This is a genomic window from Cecembia calidifontis (assembly GCF_004216715.1).
In the GTDB taxonomy this organism is placed as follows: domain Bacteria; phylum Bacteroidota; class Bacteroidia; order Cytophagales; family Cyclobacteriaceae; genus Cecembia_A; species Cecembia_A calidifontis.
On the sequence record NZ_SGXG01000001.1, the window covers coordinates 592,333 to 609,268 of the forward strand.

At 40.2% G+C, this 16,936-nt stretch carries 16 protein-coding genes; 4 read left to right on the top strand and 12 right to left on the bottom strand.

Translation table 11 applies throughout. The features are described from left to right. Positions 1-2: 2 nt before the first annotated feature. The 8 genes from atpH to BC751_RS02615 form a co-directional block, all read right to left on the bottom strand. Positions 3-563, bottom strand: coding sequence for an ATP synthase F1 subunit delta (atpH, locus tag BC751_RS02580; protein WP_130274186.1), 561 nt, complete (start codon positions 561-563; stop codon positions 3-5). A 2-nt stretch (positions 564-565) separates the two neighbouring features. Continuing rightward, positions 566-1,060, bottom strand: coding sequence for a F0F1 ATP synthase subunit B (atpF, locus tag BC751_RS02585; RefSeq protein WP_130274187.1), 495 nt, complete (start codon positions 1,058-1,060; stop codon positions 566-568). A gap of 81 nt (positions 1,061-1,141) precedes the next feature. Further along, positions 1,142-1,402, bottom strand: a complete 261-nt coding sequence (gene atpE, locus BC751_RS02590) for an ATP synthase F0 subunit C (protein ID WP_026955099.1) — start codon at positions 1,400-1,402, stop codon at positions 1,142-1,144. A 40-nt stretch (positions 1,403-1,442) separates the two neighbouring features. After that, on the bottom strand, positions 1,443-2,462 hold the full coding sequence (gene atpB, locus BC751_RS02595; RefSeq protein ID WP_130274188.1) for a F0F1 ATP synthase subunit A: 1,020 nt from the start codon (positions 2,460-2,462) through the stop codon (positions 1,443-1,445). A 19-nt stretch (positions 2,463-2,481) separates the two neighbouring features. Further along, on the bottom strand, positions 2,482-2,868 hold the full coding sequence (locus tag BC751_RS02600; RefSeq protein ID WP_242617342.1) for a hypothetical protein: 387 nt from the start codon (positions 2,866-2,868) through the stop codon (positions 2,482-2,484). A 41-nt stretch (positions 2,869-2,909) separates the two neighbouring features. Further along, positions 2,910-3,143, bottom strand: a complete 234-nt coding sequence (locus BC751_RS02605) for an AtpZ/AtpI family protein (protein WP_130274189.1) — start codon at positions 3,141-3,143, stop codon at positions 2,910-2,912. Then, positions 3,112-3,537: a bactofilin family protein gene (locus tag BC751_RS02610; RefSeq protein ID WP_130274190.1), complete on the bottom strand. Its 426-nt coding sequence runs from the start codon at positions 3,535-3,537 to the stop codon at positions 3,112-3,114. The genes BC751_RS02605 and BC751_RS02610 overlap by 32 nt, the downstream gene beginning before the upstream one ends. A 2-nt stretch (positions 3,538-3,539) precedes the next feature. Next, the gene (locus tag BC751_RS02615; RefSeq protein ID WP_242617344.1) at positions 3,540-4,409 is read right to left on the bottom strand and encodes a M23 family metallopeptidase; all 870 of its coding nucleotides are present in this window, start codon (positions 4,407-4,409) and stop codon (positions 3,540-3,542) included. A 147-nt stretch (positions 4,410-4,556) separates the two neighbouring features. Between BC751_RS02615 and BC751_RS02620 the strand changes: the two genes are divergently transcribed. From BC751_RS02620 to uvrC, 4 genes are all read left to right on the top strand, one after another. After that, on the top strand, positions 4,557-5,477 hold the full coding sequence (locus BC751_RS02620) for an IS1595 family transposase (RefSeq protein WP_130274191.1): 921 nt from the start codon (positions 4,557-4,559) through the stop codon (positions 5,475-5,477). An 83-nt stretch (positions 5,478-5,560) separates the two neighbouring features. Further along, positions 5,561-8,200 carry a type IX secretion system periplasmic lipoprotein PorW/SprE gene (gene porW, locus BC751_RS02625; RefSeq protein ID WP_341272817.1) on the top strand — a complete coding sequence of 880 codons (2,640 nt, stop codon included), beginning with the start codon at positions 5,561-5,563 and terminating at the stop codon, positions 8,198-8,200. 26 nt (positions 8,201-8,226) lie between these two features. Further along, positions 8,227-10,503, top strand: coding sequence for a penicillin-binding protein 1A (locus tag BC751_RS02630; protein WP_130274192.1), 2,277 nt, complete (start codon positions 8,227-8,229; stop codon positions 10,501-10,503). A 108-nt stretch (positions 10,504-10,611) separates the two neighbouring features. Beyond that, the gene (gene uvrC / locus BC751_RS02635) at positions 10,612-12,417 is read left to right on the top strand and encodes an excinuclease ABC subunit UvrC (protein WP_130274193.1); all 1,806 of its coding nucleotides are present in this window, start codon (positions 10,612-10,614) and stop codon (positions 12,415-12,417) included. 14 nt (positions 12,418-12,431) lie between these two features. Here uvrC and porN read toward each other — a convergent pair whose 3' ends face one another. From porN to porK, 4 genes are read right to left on the bottom strand one after another with little or no spacing between them, the layout of a single operon-like run. Then, on the bottom strand, positions 12,432-13,244 hold the full coding sequence (gene porN, locus BC751_RS02640; RefSeq protein ID WP_130274194.1) for a type IX secretion system ring subunit PorN/GldN: 813 nt from the start codon (positions 13,242-13,244) through the stop codon (positions 12,432-12,434). A 36-nt stretch (positions 13,245-13,280) separates the two neighbouring features. Next, the gene (porM, locus tag BC751_RS02645) at positions 13,281-14,888 is read right to left on the bottom strand and encodes a type IX secretion system motor protein PorM/GldM (RefSeq protein ID WP_130274195.1); all 1,608 of its coding nucleotides are present in this window, start codon (positions 14,886-14,888) and stop codon (positions 13,281-13,283) included. A 42-nt stretch (positions 14,889-14,930) separates the two neighbouring features. Next, entirely contained in the window at positions 14,931-15,728 is a 798-nt protein-coding gene (gene porL, locus BC751_RS02650; protein ID WP_130274196.1) for a type IX secretion system motor protein PorL/GldL, read from the bottom strand. A 50-nt stretch (positions 15,729-15,778) separates the two neighbouring features. Further along, on the bottom strand, positions 15,779-16,873 hold the full coding sequence (gene porK, locus BC751_RS02655) for a T9SS ring complex lipoprotein PorK/GldK (protein ID WP_130274197.1): 1,095 nt from the start codon (positions 16,871-16,873) through the stop codon (positions 15,779-15,781). Positions 16,874-16,936 lie beyond the last annotated feature (63 nt).

Here is a 16,936-nt window from a genome sequence, read left to right on the forward strand (position 1 = left end):
TATTAATACATCTTGACGAAATATCTCTGAGCAAATTTCAACCTCAGGTTGCGCAATTTCCCACTCAAAGAATCGTCAAGCAATCTGTCATTTACTTTTAGAACAAAACCGCCTATTAGGCTTTGATCAATTTTTTCAATAAGCTCAACCTTTTCCAGACCGGAAATTTCTTTAACAATTTCCACGAAACTTTTCTTCAATTCTTCGGTAAGAGGGAGGGTAGTGGTCACCTCCGCCACTTGAATACCCATATGCTGATTGTACTGCCTTTTAAACTCCTTCGCCGTACTGATCAGGTTATTGGATCTGTTTTTCCTGGTGATGATATCGAAAAAACTCAAAGTAATGGGATTACCTGTTTTTTCGAACAATGCTTTCAACACGTTATGCTTTTTATCAGAATTGACTATTGGACTGTTGAGAAGAAGAACGATCTCCCTGTTTTGAGCTGCAATTTCCAATAACTGATTCACATCCCTGTTCACTTCTTCCAGCTGATTCTTTTCAACTGAAAGCTCCAATAGTGCTTTGGCATAGCGGGATGCAACTTTGATATCTGACATAATTAGTTCAGCTTAAGATCTTTAACCAATTCTTCTACTAAAGCCTGCTGAGCTTTTTCATCAGCAAAGTTCTTTTTAAGCAATTTCTCTGCAATATTCAAGGAAAGAACCCCTACCTGAACTTTAACTTCTTCCAAAGCTGCTTGCTTTTCGGTTTCAATAGCCGCTTTCGCGTTTTCGATCATTCTGGCACCTTCAGCCTGTGCTTTTTCCTTAGCTTCTTCCACAATCTGCTTGGCAGTTTCAGTAGCCTTCAAAAGCATTTGATCTCTTTCAATTTTGGCCTCTTGAAGGATTTTCTCATTCTCTGCTTTGAGATTGGCCATTTCATTTCTGGCAATTTCTGCCGACTTGAGCGCATCTTCAATACTTTTTTCCCGCTCATCCAGTGCTGCCAGGATAGGCTTCCAGGCAAATTTCATCAACAAAAACAAGAGGGCCAGGAAACCAATCAGTTGCCAGATAATCAGCCCGGAGCTAGGTAATATAAGATCCATGTATGGTTAGATTTATAATTTCGGATTTGTTCAAATTAAAGTAAGGGACCAGCCAAGCGCTGATCCCTTTTTCTTTTGTTCTTAGAAGGTAAGACCACCTGCGTTCAAAGCAATAAGTAGACAAACTACTACTGCAAACAGGGATACCACCTCAATAAGAGCTGCAATGATCAACATGGCAGTCTGAACTTTACCAGCAGCCTCAGGCTGACGGGCAATAGATTCCATAGCTTGACCACCGATTCTACCGATACCAAGGCCTGCGCCAATTGCTACAATTCCAGCACCGATACCTGCACCCATAAGTGCTAATCCAGCAGACAACAAGATTGAAGTTAACATACGTGTTTATTATTTATAAATTGAACAAAGAAATTTCTAATTAATGATGCTCATGATCTGCCACTGCCGCACCGATATACATCGCTGAAAACAGGGTAAATACATAAGCCTGAATAGTGGCAACTAATAATTCGATGATATTAAGGAAAGTTACCATCAAAGTACTCACCACACCGATTGCATAGGATTCAAATATGAAGACCAGTGCAATGAATGCCAAAATCACAATGTGACCTGCTGTAATGGCTACAAACAAACGGACCATCAAGGCGAATGGCTTCGTGAATAAACCAATGATTTCTACGGGAACAATCACCAACAACAAAGGAACAGGCACGCCTGGGGTCATGAATACGTGCTTCCAATATTCTTTATTACCATTCACGTTGACCACAATGAAAGTCAATACAGCTAAAGTCATGGTCACTGCAATATTTCCGGTCAGGTTGGCCGCACCTGGCATCAAGCCCATCAGGTTCCCAATCCAGATAAAGAAAAATAAAGTCAACAGATACGGAACAAATTTCCTGTACTTAGGACCAATGGCCTTGTGGGCAATTTCATCTCTTACAAAAACAACGATTGGCTCTATGAGTGCTGCAGCACCTTTTGGTGCACTGATTCCGTTTTTCTTGTAATGTTTAGCAGCAGATAGCACCAAGCTTGCCATCACGATGATTAACAAGAACATCATGGCCACATTTTTTGTGATGGAAAGGTCTGTGAAGGCTCTTCCATCTACACTATAGAGGTGCTCATGTTCATCTATGTAGTAGCCGTTATGCGCAAATGCTTTTCCAAATTTGTGGGTCTCCGGATCCTGGAAGTCGGAGGACATGTAAAATTCCAAACCTCTGTCTGAAGAATAAATAATAACCGGCAAAGGAAGGGTCAAGTGTGTGTGTCCGAAGGTGGCAAAATGCCATTCGTATGAATCCTTGATGTGATGCATGATAAAGCCAGTTTTGTCTTCATCATCCCCAGCAGCGGACACAGGTGTGGACAACGTTAGGAAAAACGCTGAAAATAAAACACTTAAGTAAAGGAACTTACGGAGCATCTAATCGAGTATTTAGGTCCTATTTTGAAATCGGGCGCAAATTAGTTATTAACCCGTACATATCAAATAATAAGTAAAACAAATAAATGACAAAAAAATTAATTACAAACAGAATTAAATTTTCTTGCCCCAAAACCAGCATAACTACCACAAATGCGATACTTGCTAAAAATCTTATTCCTATTGTGCCCATTAAAATATTGGCAGAATTTTCTTTGCTTATGGAAAGCAAATAATGTGCAAAAATACCTGTTAACCAGGTTAAAATCAAAAAGAACGAAATGATCTTCCAGATGCTCTCATGGACCCAATTCAAATGGAAAACCTCTTTGATTAGATAGACCAAGCCTGCAATGGTCAGGGTCAACAATAGCAGTTTTACGGTAAGATTTAGAATTTGTTTCATTTCCAGGAAATAAGGATGCAAAGCTACTGCTTTTTAGCTTCTTATTCTTGGTTTTCATCATTTTTCATGGAAATGTACAACTGATAAAAAGCCAACACTATAGAAAGAAAACAAAAAAGTAAAAGCCAAACGGGAAATTTCATTTGGCTTTTTTGTTGTATATACCAGCCAAGTGCTGTGCCAAGGCCAATTACTGCAAACATTTGAAAAGAAAGGCCCAGGTATTTGAATACCTGTTGTTGCCTAGTCTGCTGCGAATTCTTTTTCGGGCACATTCAGCTTTTCTGCTTTTCGAGTTTTGGATAGCTCAACTGATCCCATTTGACACTTCCCGTTGAAGGTAGCTCCATTTTCTACTACCAGCTTTTTGGTAATGATATCTCCAGTAACCAAAGCGGATTTTTTTAGATAAAGGATTTCAGTACAGGTTACCTGGCCTTCTATCTTTCCGGATATTTCTGCTTCAGCTGAATAGAGATTTCCTTTTATGAAAGCAGACTCCCCTATGACAATCTTACTTTTTGATTTGACCACACCCTCAACGGCACCTTCAACTCTGATATTGCCCTGGGCTTCAATGTCGCCTTTGATCTGGGTTTCTTTTGCAATGACGTTGCTGGAGTTAACCATTTCCACAACGGATTTTTTTTCTTCGGCTTTATTAAACATAATTAATTGAAAGAAATGAAATCTTGGGGATTAAGCGGAGAACCTTTATACCACATTTCGAAATGCAAATGAGGTCCGGTGGTGAGTTCTCCTGTATTTCCTATGATAGAAATGATTTCACCACCTTTTACTACATCTCCAATGTTCTTCAATATTACCGAATTATGTTTATAAATGGAAATCAATTCGTTGGTATGTTGAACTGCCACCACATATCCGGTCCCTAAAGTCCAGGAGGTGAAGATAACCGTCCCATCCGCTATGGATTTGACTGGCTCGTTTTCTTTAGCCACAACATCTATTCCAAAGTGATCTTTAGTAGGATCAAAAATTGAAGTAACCACTCCTTTAAGCGGAGGGAAAAAATACGTTTCACCGATAAATCCGCCATCAGGTGCCTGAACCCTCGCTTCTTCCAAAGGCAGCCCTCTCATCTCCTGCAAAATGCTTAATGTCGCTTCACTGGGCTCGAAATTAAACTCGGGATTGAGCCTTTTGGCAAAAGGCATGGTATCCAAAGTTTCCTGGTCCTCAAATATTTCAGTTTCACCTGAAATGATCCTTTGGATATTTTTCACGTAATTGTCTTTTCGGATTACTTCAAGCCTTAAAGAATCCACAGTCTCTGACATTTTAAAAAGAAGTGCAGTGTTTTCGGAATCTCGGTAACTTGGATCAAACCAGGCTTTTAAAAGTGTTTTTGACATGATCAATGAAAAACCAAAAATCAAAATAAAAATCAATGCCAATATAGAAAGCATCCTTCCTGTAGAAATGCTGAAAGAAGTTATGACAGAAAAGTCCTGTTCTTTTCTGATGACTATAAGGAATTTGGCCTTAAGCGACTGAATAAACCTGCCGGGTGTTTTCAATGCAGTAGATTTTTGGTTTCCAAGATTCAAAAATATGAATATCCGCCTACATACAAGTGGGCAAATTTTATACTTTGACAATAAGTGTCAATAACTTTCAGGGCTGAATTGTAAGTGTTTAATTGGCTGTAAATAAATAAGAAGGCCATGAATATTCTACAATTCAATGAAAGATATCCTGATGAGGCAAGTTGCATCCATTACTTGAAGGAACAAAGGGAAAGAGAAGGTGTCATTTGCAAGAATTGTAATTCCAAGGATCACTACTGGCTTAATTCTCTCAATATGTTCCAATGTAAACATTGTAAATTTAGGACAGGACTGAAAAATGGTACTATTATGGAAAACAGCAAGTTACCATTGAGGACTTGGTTGCTTGCAATGACTCTTGTAAGCGCAACCAAGAAGGGATTTAGCTGCCTTGAACTACAGAGGCAGATGGGTCATAGCAGATACGAGACTGTTTTCAGACTGTATCACAAGCTCCGGGAAGCAATGGGTAAACGTGACAGCCAATATAAACTAGAAGATATGGTTGAATATGATGAGGCTTTTGTAAGCAAGGCAACAAAATCTTCGGAAAAGACGAAGCTGAAGAAAGGCCGTGGAAGCCAAAAACAAGCTACTGTCGCTGTTATGGCTGAATCATCTATTCTTGAAGACCTAATTACTGGAGAAAAGGACAAAAGCTGCAGATATTTCAAGATGGTCAAAATAGATAACTTGAAGGCAAAAACAGCCGAAAAACTGATAAAAGGACTGATTGACAAAAAAGCCGTGCTCCAAACTGATGAAAGTACGACTTATGCTAACCTAGAAGATTGTATCGATGTTCACGTGAGCGAATTATCTTCCACAAAAGAGGGCAAGTTCAACCTCAAATGGGCACATATAGCAATAAGCAACCTTAAAAGGGATTTACAGAAGTACCATATGGTTTCAGAAAAGATGCTTCAAAACTATCTCAATGAATTCTGTTATAAACTAAACCGAAGATACTTTGGTAAAAAACTCTTTGATAGACTTGTTATTGCGAGCATTTGCCCCTACTTGTATACAAGCGGATAATCATATTCAAAAATATAATAATAAACGGAAGCGTTTAATAATTTGATACAAAACCAGTAATTTGTGACTTTGTCAAACAAGCAATGATGCGTGGGTATTTTACAAGTTTAGGGATTATCGCTGTAATTTTCTTAACAGCGTGCTCCTCAGAAAAAAACACTTTTACCAATAGGTGGTTCCATAACACCACATCCCGATACAATGCGGTTTTTTATGCAAAAGCCAATATTGAGGAACTCGAAAAAGCCATCGCAAAAAACCATAGGGAAGATTTCACCCAAGTCTTACCCATTTTTTATCCTGTAGATAGCGCTTTGATAGAACAAAATGAAGAGCTGTTGGATGATGTCCGGGGATTTGCCTCTAAGGCCATTGATTGGCATAGAATTTCCAAATGGGTGGATGATTCTTATTTTCTTTTGGGCCTCGCAGATTACTATGATGCCAAATTTGATGAATCATCCAACACATTCCGTTACCTGAATGTAAATAGCAAGAAAAAAAGGGTGAGGCACAGAAGCCTTATCCAACTCATGCGACAATTTACAGACCTTGGGAATTTTGAAGATGCGGCATATGTCATCGAATATTTATCTAAGGAACCCGGTATCAGCAAAGAAAATAAGTTTTTATTGTACAAAACCCTTGCTTACTACTATGAAAAAAGGCAGGACGTGAATGGAAAAATCGGTGCCTTGGACAGGACGCTTGGCTTGACCAAAGACAAGAAGGAAAAATCAAGAATAAACTTCATCCTGGGACAACTTTACCAAAGAGAAGGTTTGGATGCTTTGGCCTATAGTTATTACAGAGAAGCAGTTAAAGGGAACCCTCCTTATGAAAGGGCATTTTTTGCCCAACTATTTGCTCAGCAAGTAGCTGAACTTAACAAGAGCAAAGATGTGAAAAGGGTTAGAAACTATTATGATGAATTACTTAAAGACAGTAAAAACAGAGATTTGAGAGATGTTATCCTCTACGAAAAAGCCATGTTTGAATTTAAACAGGAAAACATAGAGGAGGCTGAAAATTTACTGAAACAAGCAGCTAAAAAGGAGGGCAGGAATCCCCTTCAGAAAGGCTATATCTACCAAAAATTAGCTGAAATCAATTATGAAATCAAAAAGGATTTCAAGGCTACAAAATATTACCTGGATTCAGCATTGGCTTCCATACGCCCCACTGATAAAATTTACACTGAAATCAATCAAAAAAAGGGGATTTTTGACAATTATGTGATGCATTATGAAACGATAAACAAAAACGACAGTCTTATCCGCCTTTCACAAATGAGTGCAGAGGAGCAGGAATTGGTTGCTGAAATGTTTATCAAACAGGAAGAAGAGCGGCTCTTGAGGGAAGCAGAACAAAAATCCGAACAGCGTTCTTCAGGAATTTTTGATAACCTCTTGGCTTTTGGAGGTCGAGGTTCAGGTGAGTCTTTCTATTTTGACAACACTTTGGCCATGCAAAGGGGCTCCATTGAGTTTTATAGAAACTGGGGCACCCGGCCCCTTGATGATAACTGGAGGAGAAATGTACAAGGATTCCAGTCCGGAGGTAGGGATACTGGGTCCATGGGCTCCCGTACCGAAATCAGAGATGAATCCGGCCCAGAAGAACCTGGCAGCACTATTGGTCAGCTGCCGGACAAACAAAGCCTTTTGGCACAAATTCCAAAGACAGAAGAAGAAGTTAACCAACTCAGGGAAGAATTGGAAGATTCCTATTTTGAATTGGGAAAACTCCTCTTTTTTGATTTTAAAGAAGCATTGATGAGTATTGAATATTTGGAAAATCTCATCACCACCTATCCCAATTCCAGCAAAAAGGCTGAAGCTTATTATATCCTATTCTTGGCTAACCAGGAAATTAACGGCAACCCACAGCTCTATGCACAGAGGCTGAACAGGGAGTTTCCTGAATCACCTTTCACCTTTTCTGTGAACAATCCTGATGCCATCAAGGGCAATCAGGCTTTTTTGGAATCCTCAAGGCTTTATAAAAAAGCCTATGAACAGTATTATGCAGGGAATTTTGCAGCGGCAAGAGGAACGATCCGATCAACCCTAGAAAACTATCCTCTCACCAAGAATACCGATAGATTATTGTTATTGGATATTATGGTATCTGGAAAAATCGACGACAAGGAAAGGTATAAAAACAGGTTGGAAAATTACATTCAAACCACTGAAGAACCCCAATTGGTAAAATTGGCAAGAAATATGCTATTGGCATTAACAGGAGAACAAGAAGAAGTCAAATCGGAAAGTGCAGAAGTGGCAATGGAATCTCAGGTTATGGAAGAGCAAATTGCAGATGCTGAACAGGAATTGGAAAATGAAGAAGACTCCCCATTCCGTGAAAATCCTAACCAAACTCATATATTTGTCATCGCTTTGGATCCGGAAAAAGCCAGGGAATCCAAAAACCTGTTGGCAGACCTTGAATCATTTCATGCGCAAAATTTTGCCAATTCAAGACTCCGTACAGGAAATATGAACCTTAATCGCCAAGAAGTGATTTTTATAGTGAGCCCCTTCAGCAATGCTGAACGTGCAAAAGAATATAGGAACAAATTCATGAACGATTTCAATTCTAATTCCCTGGAAAAAAATGACAAAGAAAACAGCTTCTTAATTTCCATCGAGAACTTCCAGGAGCTCAACAGACGTAAAAACCTCAATGAGTACCGTCAATTCTACAGAAGAGTTTATAAATAACAGTACATCAATACGTTTAAATCATAATGACCAATAAAATCATTAAAATTATTTGGTTGGTTTTCGTTGCCGGAATAATAGGTTTTGTCCTGTTTGTCTGGGCAGTGAGTGTCAATTTTCTCGGCCTATTTGGAGAATTACCGGATTTCAAGGCCTTGGAAAACCCCAGAACAGAGGTCGCATCAGAGCTTTATTCTGCAGATGGGGTATTATTGGGAAGTTACTTTAGGGAAAACAGGAGTCCTGTCAGCTACAATGAACTTGCCCCGAATCTTGTGAATGCACTCATCGCCACAGAAGATGTAAGGTTTGAAAAACATTCCGGCATTGATCTTCAAAGCATGGGACGGGTATTGTTCAAATCCTTAATCTTAAGACAGGGTGCAGGAGGGGGCAGTACACTTAGTCAGCAGACGGCCAAAAACTTGTTCAAGACCAGAAATCTGGAATCTCAAGGGGCCTTAAGTAGGGTGCCAGGGCTACGGATGCTGATCATTAAGACCAAAGAGTGGATCGTCGCCACCAAGCTTGAAAAATCTTACACCAAGGAAGAAATATTGACTTTATACCTGAACACATCAGAGTTTGGAAGCAATGCTTATGGCATAAAAACAGCTGCCAAAACATTTTTCAATAAAAACCCAAACGAACTTACCGTTCAGGAATCCGCGGTTTTGGTAGGCTTGTTCAAGGCACCTACCTATTACAGCCCGGTATTCAATCCGGAAAACTCATTGAGAAGGAGAAACACGGTTTTGGCACAAATGGAAAAATATGGCTTCCTGACCAAATCTGAACGTGATTCCCTTATGGCTTTGCCCATTGAATTGGATTACCGGGTTGAAAACCAAAATCAGGGTTTGGCCACCTACTTCAGGGAAGTCCTGAAAGCAGATTTACTCAAATGGACGAAAGAAAATCTCAAAGCAGACGGAACCCCTTATGATCTATTTGGTGATGGCTTAAAGATTTACACCACGATAGATAGTAGGATGCAGCGTTATGCGGAAGAAGCCGTGGATGAGCACATGAGAGAACTTCAGAAAAAGTTTGAAAATGAAATGGGCAACAGAGACCCCTGGATTGATGAAAATGGCAGGGTAATCCCCAATTTCCTTGAAACCCAAGTGAAGCGTACGGAAGCTTACAGAAATTTGGTGAGAAGGTATGGGGCCGAATCTGATTCCATCAATATCAAATTAAATGAAAAAAAGAGGATGCGGATTTTTTCCTGGACCAAAGGAGAAATAGATACCCTCATGAGCACGATGGACTCTTTAAGGCATTATAAAAAGCACCTTCAAACTGGCTTTATGTCTATGGATCCACATACAGGACATGTCAAAGCTTGGGTAGGGGGCATCAATCACAAGCACTTCAAGTTTGACCATGTCAAGCAGGCTAAAAGACAGCCAGGGTCCACCTTCAAACCCTTCGTATACGCTGCTGCTATTGAAAATGGATACAGCCCCTGCTATACTGTAATTGACCAGCCTGTGGAAGTAAATATTCCCGGTCAGCCGGCCTGGACACCCAAAAATGCCGACGGAAAGTTTTCCTATGAAAAGATGACCATAAGGAGAGCCATGGCACAGTCTGTCAACTCTGTAACGGCCTTTATGATGAAAAAGCTTGGCCCAAAAGTGGTGGTAGAGACTGCTCACCGATTAGGGATTACCAGTGACCTCGAAGAAGTCCCGGCACTTGCTTTGGGAACAGCAGACGTTTCTGTATATGAGATGGTGGGGGCTATGGCTACCTTTGTCAATAAAGGAGAGCATATCGTTCCTTTCTATATTGAAAGAATAGAGGATAAGAACGGAAACGTATTGCAGCAGTTTACTCCTAAAAAACGTCCAGCGATGAGTGAAGAGCATGCTTATCTTATGGTATATATGATGAGAGGTGGCTTTGAAGAATCCAGAGGAACCAGCCAAGGGGTACCATGGACGCTGAGAGATCAGGGCAATGAATTGGGTGGTAAAACCGGAACTACCCAAAATGCCTCTGATGGATGGTATATGGGAATGAGTAAAGACCTTGTCTCCGGGGTTTGGGTAGGTGGTGATGACAGGGCCATCCACTTCCGAAGCTGGGTAAGTGGACAAGGTGGACAAACGGCGAGGCCTATTTGGGTAAGATATATGGCCAAAGTCTACGCTGATCCTACGCTTGGATATACCAAAGGACCTTTCCCCAGACCGGAAAGACCGCTGAGCATAGAAATAGATTGCGACAAATATGATCTCAACAGTAATAGGTTCAACGACTTCGATTTTGATCCAAGAAAAAATGATTTTTAACAAATGTCAGCCAGAAACGAAAAAAGCCTCTTATGGGGCTTTTTTCTTGGCAACCCCATAGCCTCTTCATTAAAACCCTATAATATCATAGATTGTTAAATTTGTACCATGCAAGTACCCTCATTCAAGGTTGACGAATACAATTTACTACCCGACCATCCTGGGGTGTATAAATTTTTTAACGCAGAAAATGAACTTATTTATGTGGGAAAGGCAAAAAGTCTCAAAAAAAGGGTTTCTTCTTACTTTGTAAAAGGACAGGGCATCAACCATAAGACCAAAAGAATGGTCCGGGAAATACAAAAAATCGAAATTACCCTTGTCGATTCAGAATTTGATGCCCTCTTGTTGGAAAACAACCTGATCAAAAAGACACAGCCCAAGTACAACATCCTTCTCAAGGACGATAAGACCTACCCTTACCTGCTATTGACCAAAGAGCATTTCCCCCAAATCTACCCTACAAGGAAATTAATCCCACATAGAGGCACCTATTTTGGCCCGTTTGCATCGGTAAAAGCCATGAATAATGTGCTGGAATTGATAAGGTCAATTTTCACCATCCGTACATGCAAATTGGATCTTAACCCTGAAAAAATCCATGAGGGAAAATACAAAGTCTGTTTAGAGTATCATATTGGAAACTGCCTAGGTCCCTGCGAAGGAAAACAAAAAGAATCAGACTACCAGCAGGATATCGAACAGGCCAAACACATCCTAAGGGGTAATCTGGGAATTGCTAAATCTTATTTTAAAGAACAGATGCAAAAGGCTGCGGAAAATTTGGCCTTTGAACGGGCACAATATTTCAAAGATAAGTTAGATCTTCTTGAAAAATACCAATCAAAATCCATGGTGGTCAATCCTTCCATCAAAGACTTGGATGCATTCGCCATGGTAACAGATGAAAAAAATGCCTATGTCAATTACCTAAAAGTTAAAAATGGAGCGGTCATCATCACAAAAACTGTAGAACTGAAGAAAAAACTGGACGAATCAGATACAGAGCTCTTGCTTACCGCCATTGTGAGATTAAGAGACCAATTCAACAGTGATGCAGAGGAGATCATTGTCAATATTCCAATTGAAGAAAATTACGAAGGCCTGAATATTCATGTTCCGAAGATAGGAGACAAAAAGAGCCTGATAGAACTATCTCTTAAAAATGCCAAATACTATAAACAGGAAAAGCTCCTTGCCTCGGGAGAAGTAAAAGACAAAAAATTCAGAGTTTTAAAACAACTTCAATCTGACCTTTCGCTTCAGGAAATGCCTGATCATATCGAATGTTTCGATAACTCGAATATACAGGGCAGCAACCCAGTTGCCAGCATGGTCTGCTTTTTAAATGGTAAGCCTGCATTAAAGGAATATCGACATTACCACATCAAAACGGTAGAAGGCCCGAATGACTTTGCCAGTATGACAGAGGTAGTGGGAAGACGATACAGGAGATTATTGGAAGAGGATAAACCCCTGCCAAAACTCATAGTCATAGACGGAGGTAAAGGACAGCTATCTTCTGCGGTAGAAGCACTGAAAAATCTAGGTATTTATGGCAAAGTTCCTATCATAGGAATAGCCAAAAGGCTGGAGGAAATATATTTCCCAGGTGATCAATATCCAGTACATATAGATAAGAAGTCCGAATCACTAAGATTACTTCAAAGGATCCGGGACGAAGCTCACCGATTTGCCATTACTTTCCATAGAAATGTTAGAAGCAAGAAGGCCTTTGGATCCCAACTGACAGAAGTTGAGGGAATTGGAAAGCAAACAGCAGAAAGGTTATTAAAACACTTTAAATCTGTAAAAAAAATAAAGGAAGCAAGTGAAGAAGAAATAGGATCAATTATCGGGCAATCCAAAGCAAAAAAATTAAAGGAATGGTTAATAAAAGAAAAAGGCGGGTAGACCCGCCTTTTTTATTACCATTCCCAAAGGGAATTTTCTAAATCAAGGAGTTTATACTCAAATTCGAGCGCATTGAGAAAGGCGACCAAATCTGGATTCGGATGATCAGGATTAACCATATCAGCAATCAAAGCATTATCGGAATTGGTATATTTCCTTACCACTGATCTGAACAACCTTAGATCAAATGCCTGATCATAAGTCAGACTTTTGGAGTCATTTTGGAAATTCAACCACTTTGCCTCAGGATGATTTTTGAAGTGATTATAAAAATCTTTATACCTGATAAAACCGATGGTCTTTTGACCTGCATTGGCATTTGTTGGGGAAGGCATGACCAGTTCAATGTATTTTACGTCAAACTTAACCTGGGAATGATGCTTGTCAAATAAGAAGTCCTCTTTGAAGTCAAGATAGTACAACTGCTTGACAAAGATGCTGTCACCATTCGCAGCTATCCAGAAATTGTTCTGGAATTCAGAAATGGACAAAGGCTGTTTGAATTGCTCATCAGCAAAAACCTCAAGGGCATTTTCCTCCACTACCGCTTTGTAGATATTGTTCATGATACCATTATTTTTGGTATCTCCTGAGCCATACAGCGGGTGGTTGTACTTTTCCCTTAGATCAATCCTTCTCCAAACACTGATCTGGAACATGATATCATCTTCCCTGATCGGTAATACAGAGAACACCGTGTCTACTTTGAAGCGCCTGTCCCCACTATTACTTGGGCTAACACTTGTGGCAACTTGGCCAAAAACATCTGTGACTAAAATAAGTCCCAGAGCAGCCAGGGCTAAGGTAAAATAATTTTTAAGTTTCATAACATTCTCATTTTAATCGGGAAAGTCCCCATGTTATTACTTGATCTGCAACCTGATGATTTCAGGCGTAGTAAGTGTGGTTTTGATCTTGTTTCCACGGAAGTTGGTCCTGGTTACCTCAGTCACCCTTACCACAATTCCGTCACCTGATCTGGCAGCAGCCAAAAGATTTCTAATGGCTACATTTTTGCCAGTAATTGCAACCCTCTCCCTAGGAACCTCGCTTCTAAGTAGAATTACTTCACCACCGGTCACCTCAAAATTGGCATCTCTGGCCATTGTTCTTCCAAAGTTAACTTCAGGCAGTGCCTCAACGATCAAAGAAGAAGGTCCAGGAGCCGGATATGCCTGGCTCAAGTCAATTGGTCCTCTCCCATCAAACAAACGGATTGTAGGAGCAGGAACCGGTTTAATATCATACGAAACATCTCCGATTTTATTGCCTCCACTGGATACGCCGATAACAACTTTCCCTGAATTACCAGGAATAACGGTTACCTGACCAGGCTTTTGTCCTTTGATAAATGTACCATTAGAGATGGTAAAGTCGGGAGCATAAGAATTACCCAGGGCAGGAACATCGATCATGAGGTCATTGGCACAATCAGCATATAACTGGTTGACTACTTCAGAGGTTACCCTGATGACCGGCTGTGCGACAAAATACTCATAATCGACAGTCAATGTAGAATCCTTACCTGCGATATTTACTGTAATCTCTCCTTTCAGAATTCTTTTGGCAAGCCCCCTGTCGTCATATTGTCCAGCAGGTGGTACCGTAAAACTAATTTGACCAAAACCATCTACTACAGGCACCTCTCTTCCATCCACTGTCATTTTTGGAGTAGCAGATGAAGAGGATGATGCAATGAAAAGATTACCCTCAAATTTAGTACCGGCAGCAACCACATTGGAATTTGCAGCCACACTTGCTTTAAAGACGTCAGATTTGAAGTAGAATGTACCAATGGAATCTGTGATTGCTCTCAAGGCTTCAGATTCGATGTTAAGTACCTCATTTTGATATTGAGAAATTAGGGCAAGTACTGCACCAACTGGAGATTTCACAAAATTCAAGAAGACAAAACTCTTGTTCCTAACATCTGGATCATTTTTGAAGATTTCGATGTCCTTAGCATCCTTAGCAATGTCTTCGAATTCCAAATTAACACCTATGCCTTTAAGGATATCTGAAATTTGCTTAGGATAATTGTTCAATTTTTCCTGCATTTCAAATCCCTTTTTGTTATTGTTGAAAATATTTCCAGGGATGTCCACATTCTTCAGAGCAGAATTTTTAAACTGTCCCTGCTCATTTTTTGCGTCAGAAACAGTGATCAATTCCTGTTTAAGACTTTCCAGGTAGGCATAAACCTCAGCAGTTGTTTTACGAACCTCCTGAGCTGCCGCTACCTTGGGCACATCCCTCTCATTATTACCCTGCTGCTCAACTGTATTTGCAATAGATGAAACAGTAAATTCATTTTTGTCGATAAAATTTTTGGATGTTCTTTCCAATCCATCATTCAGCAATACAAACTTCTGGAGGATCTGGTTACTTACCTGCAATGCCAACAATGCTGTCAATACCAGGTACATCATTCCGATCATCCGCTGTCTAGGTGTCTCTTTTCCGCCAGCCATATTTTAATTCAATAAAAGATTAAACATTGGATACTTAAAGGCTTAACCTTTCATGGCTGTTAACATACCACCATAGATTTTATTGAGTGAGCTTACGTTTTGGTTCAATTTAGACAGTTCACTTCTGAAGGTTTCTGTTTCCTTACCAGCTTCAGTAATACCCTCCATAGCAGCAGCAACATTGGAATAAAACTTATTCAAAGTTTTCATGTGGTTTTGCGCATCGATAAGCTCCATTTCATAGACATTATTCAAGGCTGAAAGGTTTTTGGTCACCTCTACTACTTGCGCATGGTACAGCTTGGCATCATTAGATGCAGAAGATAGCTCTACAAGGGCAGTGGCTGTTTTGCCATAAGATTGATTGATATCCACCAAAGTTTTGGAAGCCATTTTCACATTTTCTGCATACTCATTGGTAGCAACAGCTGCATCGGACAATTTGCCCATTTTTTCAGCAGAAGAAGCGAGATTTTGAATGCCTTTACTCAAGCTGTCAAAAAGTTCCGGTCCAATTTTAGCATTTTCCAACATTTCATCGAACTTCTGAGTCAATCCGGCACCTTTAGCTGGGCTTTGTTCTCTAGCTGGAGCAGGCTCATCGCTCGCCAATTCAGGATATACTTTAGTCCAGTCTACCTCTTTATGTTTAGGTTCAAAGGCCGATAGAAAAAATATTGCCGCTTCTGTGGATAGCCCAAGACCAATCATCAAGCTGGCAAAAGGCCAGTCAAGAATTTTGAACATTGCTCCTAAAATAACCACAGCTGCACCTATACCGTAAATTTTTGGCATAACATCGCCATAAAATTTGTCCTTGAAAGATTTTTTCTTTGTCATTTTTAAATAGATGATTAAGTTGAATTTGTTATTTGTAATGAATTGGGTGATTATCTTTTTCTTCTTCTACTGTTATTTACATCCAAAGAACCTGATCTACCCATAAAAGTTACAACTGTCCTAAAGCCAATGTGTGCAGTTTTTACATCTTGATATTCATAAGTTCGTGTACTTGTTTCTAGATAGTGAGCGATATCTTTCCAAGAGCCCCCTCTGACCACTTTCCTTCTTTCATTAGGATCATCGTATTTAGGATCGAGGTCCCAGGTAAGAGAGCTGGAAACGGGGCTGTAAGCGTCTTGTACCCACTCGGCGACATTGCCTGCCATATTATACAAACCAAAGCCGTTGGGAGCAAATACATCCACTGGGGCTGTGTAGGCAAATCCATCGTCGATATAATTACCTCTTCCTGGCTTAAAGTTTGCCATTAGACAGCCTCTTCTGTTTTTCAGATATGGACCACCCCAAGGATACTTGGCTACCTCTTTGCCACCTTTGGCTGCATATTCCCACTCTGCTTCAGTTGGAAGTCTAAACCTAGGGTAGTCGTAATCGGACTTGTCATTGGCATTCATGTGATACGTTCTCCACTCGGTGTACATTTGAGCCTGCTCCCAACTGACACCCACGACAGGATAATTATCAAAAGCGGGGTGATCAAAATAAAACTCCATCAAGGGATCTCCATAATGGTAGGTGAAACTTGTGGACCATACTGTGGTGTCAGGAAGTACCTCGTTCAAATTGAAGACAGGTGGTTCTTTCAATGTGGTAGGTGTACCATAGGTGTATTCTCCCAATCGAACAGCCTCCACAAACTGTCTGTACTTGTTGTTGGACACTTCGTACTTGTCCATAAAAAATTCCGAAATAGTAATCTGCTTGTTGAAAGCGGACTGCGTGAAGCCAATGTCTTCATCTGCCTGTCCCATCCAAAAAGTCCCGGCTTTGATGGCCACCATGTCTACTGGAAGGGGTTGCTGCCAGATTTGTCTCTTGGGGACGCCTGTTACTTCCCCCCTTCTGTTTTCTTTTTCACTGGCAGTTCCTCTCTTGCCAAAAAGTCCACAACCCTGAAGCATAATGGACACAAAAAAGATGATAAAAACGGACAAAATTCTGAAATTCATTATTCTATACATGTTTTACATGAATTAAGTGATGTAAAATTTTGCTGATAATCACTCGTTTATAATCTCGAAATT

Excerpts from the sequence above, each read along its gene's own strand:
- BC751_RS02610 (WP_130274190.1), bottom strand. The coding sequence starts at position 3,537 with ATGTTTAATAAAGCCGAAGAAAAAAAATCCGTTGTGGAAATGGTTAAC.
- porN (WP_130274194.1), bottom strand. The coding sequence starts at position 13,244 with ATGAAACTTAAAAATTATTTTACCTTAGCCCTGGCTGCTCTGGGACTT.
- atpE (WP_026955099.1), bottom strand. The coding sequence starts at position 1,402 with ATGTTAACTTCAATCTTGTTGTCTGCTGGATTAGCACTTATGGGTGCA.
- BC751_RS02620 (WP_130274191.1), top strand. The coding sequence starts at position 4,557 with ATGAATATTCTACAATTCAATGAAAGATATCCTGATGAGGCAAGTTGC.
- uvrC (WP_130274193.1), top strand. The coding sequence starts at position 10,612 with ATGCAAGTACCCTCATTCAAGGTTGACGAATACAATTTACTACCCGAC.
- BC751_RS02600 (WP_242617342.1), bottom strand. The coding sequence starts at position 2,868 with ATGAAACAAATTCTAAATCTTACCGTAAAACTGCTATTGTTGACCCTG.
- BC751_RS02630 (WP_130274192.1), top strand. The coding sequence starts at position 8,227 with ATGACCAATAAAATCATTAAAATTATTTGGTTGGTTTTCGTTGCCGGA.
- porM (WP_130274195.1), bottom strand. The coding sequence starts at position 14,888 with ATGGCTGGCGGAAAAGAGACACCTAGACAGCGGATGATCGGAATGATG.
- porK (WP_130274197.1), bottom strand. The coding sequence starts at position 16,873 with ATGTATAGAATAATGAATTTCAGAATTTTGTCCGTTTTTATCATCTTT.
- atpF (WP_130274187.1), bottom strand. The coding sequence starts at position 1,060 with ATGGATCTTATATTACCTAGCTCCGGGCTGATTATCTGGCAACTGATT.
- porL (WP_130274196.1), bottom strand. The coding sequence starts at position 15,728 with ATGACAAAGAAAAAATCTTTCAAGGACAAATTTTATGGCGATGTTATG.
- atpH (WP_130274186.1), bottom strand. The coding sequence starts at position 563 with ATGTCAGATATCAAAGTTGCATCCCGCTATGCCAAAGCACTATTGGAG.
- atpB (WP_130274188.1), bottom strand. The coding sequence starts at position 2,462 with ATGCTCCGTAAGTTCCTTTACTTAAGTGTTTTATTTTCAGCGTTTTTC.
- BC751_RS02605 (WP_130274189.1), bottom strand. The coding sequence starts at position 3,143 with ATGTGCCCGAAAAAGAATTCGCAGCAGACTAGGCAACAACAGGTATTC.
- porW (WP_341272817.1), top strand. The coding sequence starts at position 5,561 with ATGATGCGTGGGTATTTTACAAGTTTAGGGATTATCGCTGTAATTTTC.